This is a genomic window from Streptomyces sp. W16, from assembly GCF_033194735.1.
Taxonomy (GTDB): domain Bacteria; phylum Actinomycetota; class Actinomycetes; order Streptomycetales; family Streptomycetaceae; genus Streptomyces.
On the sequence record NZ_JAWOAI010000733.1, the window covers coordinates 1 to 3,847 of the forward strand.

Annotated in this window: 3 protein-coding genes; all 3 read right to left on the bottom strand. The window is 71.6% G+C overall.

The window, feature by feature from the left end:
• Positions 1–1,546: murein biosynthesis integral membrane protein MurJ (gene murJ, locus R6V09_RS48110; protein WP_317887770.1), on the bottom strand; the 1,546-nt coding region annotated here is incomplete at its 3' end.
• Positions 1,543–2,883 (bottom strand): O-antigen ligase family protein, encoded by a 1,341-nt coding sequence (locus R6V09_RS48115; RefSeq protein ID WP_317887771.1) that lies wholly within the window; start codon positions 2,881–2,883, stop codon positions 1,543–1,545. The genes murJ and R6V09_RS48115, both read right to left, overlap by 4 nt.
• A gap of 3 nt (positions 2,884–2,886) precedes the next feature.
• Positions 2,887–3,847, bottom strand: a 961-nt coding sequence (locus R6V09_RS48120) for an exopolysaccharide biosynthesis polyprenyl glycosylphosphotransferase (protein WP_317887772.1), incomplete at its 5' end; no start/stop codon positions are given.

Here is a 3,847-nt window from a genome sequence, read left to right on the forward strand (position 1 = left end):
ACGCCCCGGCTACCGTCGCGACCGCCGCCGCGCGCACGGGGCGGCTCAGCTCGATCAGGACCTGCCGGGTGCGGATCGGGACGCTGCGCGGGCCACTGCCGCACAGCAGGAGTACGGCGGTGACGGTGATGCCGGTGGCGTTGGCGATCGCGATGCCGATGACGCCCCAGGGGCCGACCGTCCAGGCGCCGATCCAGGAGGTCACGACGATGCCGGCGGCCATCGCGCCGACCGGGTACCAGGTGGGGCGGCCGGCCGAGAAGTAGGAGCGGACCAGGACGCCGACCAGGGTCTGGCCGAGCAGTCCGAGCGCGTACACGCGCATCACGCCCGCCGTGGCCGCGGTGTCGTGGGCGGTGAACGCGCCCCGCTGGAAGAGGAGTTCGATGATCTGCGGGGCACAGGCGATCACCGTGGCGGCGCCCAGCAGGACGAGGCAGGCGGCGAGCGCGAGGTCGCGTTCCACGCGGTTGCGGGCCTTCTCCGTGTCGCCCTCGGCGAGCGCCCGCGCGACCACCGGGAAGGTGACCGTGCACAGCATCAGCGAGAGCACCATCGGCATCTGGGCGACCTTCTGCGCGTAGTTCAGATGCGAGATCGCGCCGGCCGGGAGGTGGGAGGCGAGGAAGCGCTCGATGAGGACCTGGGACTGGCGGCAGAGCGCGAAGAGCAGCACCGTCGCCATCAACGCGAGGTTCATCGGGCGGGGGGTCTCCGTGGCGTCGTCGACGACGGCGTCCGGGGTCGTCGGCTTGTGGCTCCTCAACTGGCGTACCAGCGCGGGTAGTTGGGTCAAAACCATCAGGCAGCCGCCCGCGGCCACGCCGAGGGCCGCCGACCGTACGCCCCAGTGCGCGCCGAAGGCGTACATCCCGGCGATGATGCCGATGTTGTACGCCACATAGATCGCCGCCGGTGCCACGAAGCGGCGGTGGGCGCGGAGAGCTGCGCTGCAGTAGCCGGCCAGGCCGAAGCTCAGGACGCAGGTGGCGGTGATGCGGGTGCAGCTGACCGCCAGCGCGGGGTTGGGCAGGCCGGGGGCGAGGGCCTCGACCAGGTAGGGGGCTGCTGCGATGAACAGTGCCGACACCGCGATGAATGCCAGCGTGAGGCGGGGGAGGGTGGCTTTTACCAGGGCGCGGACAGGGTCGCCGGGGGCGCCTTGTGCTCTGCGGGCCAGCGCCATGCTGAAGGCCGGGATCAGGGCGAACGCGAGGCCGTCCTCGATGAGGAGGGTGGCGGCGAACTCGGGGATGGTCCAGGCGACGAGGAAGGCGTCCGTCTCGCTGCCGGCGCCGAAGAGGCGGGCGAGGGATTGGTCTCTGGCCAGGCCCAGGAGGGAGCCGGTGATGGAGAGGACGGCGGTGATGAGGGCGGCTTTGGCCAGGAAGCGGCGGGATTCTGGGGCGGGGCTTTCTTGTGAGGGGGATGGGATCAGGGGTGGCTCGGTGGGGTGTTGGGTGCTGCGCCGTTGGGGCTGGTCGCGCAGTTCCCCGCGCCCCTTAGGTGGGCTGCTGCCGGCCTTTGTCGGAGGCGTCACCGTCATTGGGCCATGGCCCCTTCGGCGGTTGCTCGCACCGGAGTTGCCACCGTAGGTCGCTCCTCCTCGCTCGCCCCCACCAGCGACCACCACGCCGCCACCCCGAACACCACCGCCGTCAGGACCGTCGACGGGCCGCCGATGTCCGCGTACATGAAGTCGATCAGTTGCCAGATCAGGAGGCCGCTGGAGACCAACGCGCAGTCCAGACCCGGGAGTTTGGTGCGGTGGGCACGGAAGAGACCGCGCAGTGCGCACACCAGCAGGGCCAGCCAGCTGCCGGCCAGGGTGAGGAGGCCGATCAGGCCCTGTTCGCTGAGGACCAGGAGGTACATGTTGTGGGGGGAGAGCAGGGGCTGCTTGAGGAAGGCCGCGCCCGCGCCCTCCGTGTCGCTGCCGGAGGACAGGGCCAACGAGGCGTTGCCGTCGCGGTGTTCGGGGAAGCCCTTCAACCCGACGCCGGTCAGCGGGTGTTCACGCCACATCGCGGTCGCCGCCGCCCACATGGTGTACCGGTCGATCACCGACTGGTCCGGCGCGTCGGTGACTTGGGTGATGCTGCTGATCCGCTCCTGGAGCATCGCCGTACCGACGCCGAAGCCGCCGACCAGGACCACCCCCGCAGCAGTCACGGCCGCGGCCACCTTCAGCGCGCGCCGCAGTCCGGCCAGCGCCAGTTGCAGCGCGCAGGTCGCGGCGGTCGCGATCCACGCGCCGCGGCTGAAGGACAGGGCGAGGGGGACAAGAAGCGCGAAGGTGCAGGCCGCGGCGACTGCCCGCTGCCGTGCGTCGTTCCGGCCCAGGCCCAATGCCAGGGCTACCGCGCAGATCAGACCGAAGGACACCACCGTCGCCATGCCCATCACGTCGGTCGGTCCGAAGGTGCCCACGGCGCGGATGTCCTCGCCCTGGTAGGAGGCGCCGGTCGCGGTGACGTACTGCTTGACTCCGATCGCCCCCTGCCACAGGGCGAGTGAGACGAACGACCAGGCCAGCAGGCGGAAGTCGCGCCGGTCGCGGACCAACAGCACGACCGCCGCCGGGACGAGGACGAAGATCTGCAGGTAGCGGCCCAGGCCGCTCAGCCCCGCCCCCGGCGAGGACGCGCCCATCGCCGCGATGGACAGGCCGAGGACCGGAAGTCCCATGACCACCACGGCAGTTGGGGTCAGCGGGCGCCTGCGCTCGCGGAGCAGCCGGATCCCGCAGTACAGCACCACCAGCCCGGAGACCGCGTCGGCCGGACCGGCGCCGCCCGCGCCCGGGGCGAGCGGCAGGCCGAGCAGGGCGATCACGGCGATGACCGGCAGGACCGGGGCGAACGTGCGCAGGCGGTGGTTCACGGCTCAGCTCCCCGTCGGACGTACGAGCGCGGTCGCGGTGCGGGCGAGGATGCAGATGTCCTGCCACAGCGACCAGTTGTCGATGTACGCGTTGTCGAACCGGCAGCGGTCCTCGATCGAGGTGTCGCCGCGCAGCCCGTGGATCTGGGCGAGGCCGGTGATACCGGTCTGCATCCGGTGGCGGGCCGCGTAGCCGGGGTAGGTCTGGCTGAACTGCGCGACGAAGTAGGGGCGTTCGGGCCGGGGGCCGACCAGGCTCATGTCGCCCCGGAAGACGTTCCACAGCTGGAGCAGTTCGTCCAGCGAGGTCTGCCGCAGGAAGCGGCAGAAGCGGCTCATCTGGTGTTCGCCCGCGACACTCCAGCGGGTCGCCGCCTCGTGCTCGTCGACCGGGCGGTGGGTGCGGAACTTCAGCAGGGTGAAGGGGCGTCCGTCCTTGCCGATGCGCTCCTGGCGGAAGACGACGCCGGGTCCGTCGGTGAGCCGGAGGACCGTCGCGCACACCAGCAGCAGCGGGCTGACCAGGAGGAGCAGGAAGCCTGACACCAGCATGTCCAGCACCCGCTTGCCGAGACTGCCTCGCCGCCGCGACCCCAACTCCAGTCGGCGGCAGGCGAATCCGGCGAGCTGGTCGCGCATCTCGTACGAGGGCGAGTCGGCGTCGACCTCCCACACCGCGCAGCCCGACTCCGCCAACGCCCGCAGCAGCGGCCCGCGTTCGGACCGTACGGAGGGATGCACGGTGAGGACGGCCCGGACGCCGTTCTGGATGAGGGCGCGTTCGACCTCCTCGCCGGTGGTCAGTACGGGCAGGCCCTCGCTGCCGTCCGGGCGGTCGGCGACGATGCCGACCGGCTCGATCCCGCACCCCGGGTGTCGTAGAACCGCCGCCGCGACGCGCTGCGCGGTCGTCGCCGGGCCGATGACCAGGGCGGTGCGGGGGCGGTTCAGCAGGGCCTTGCGG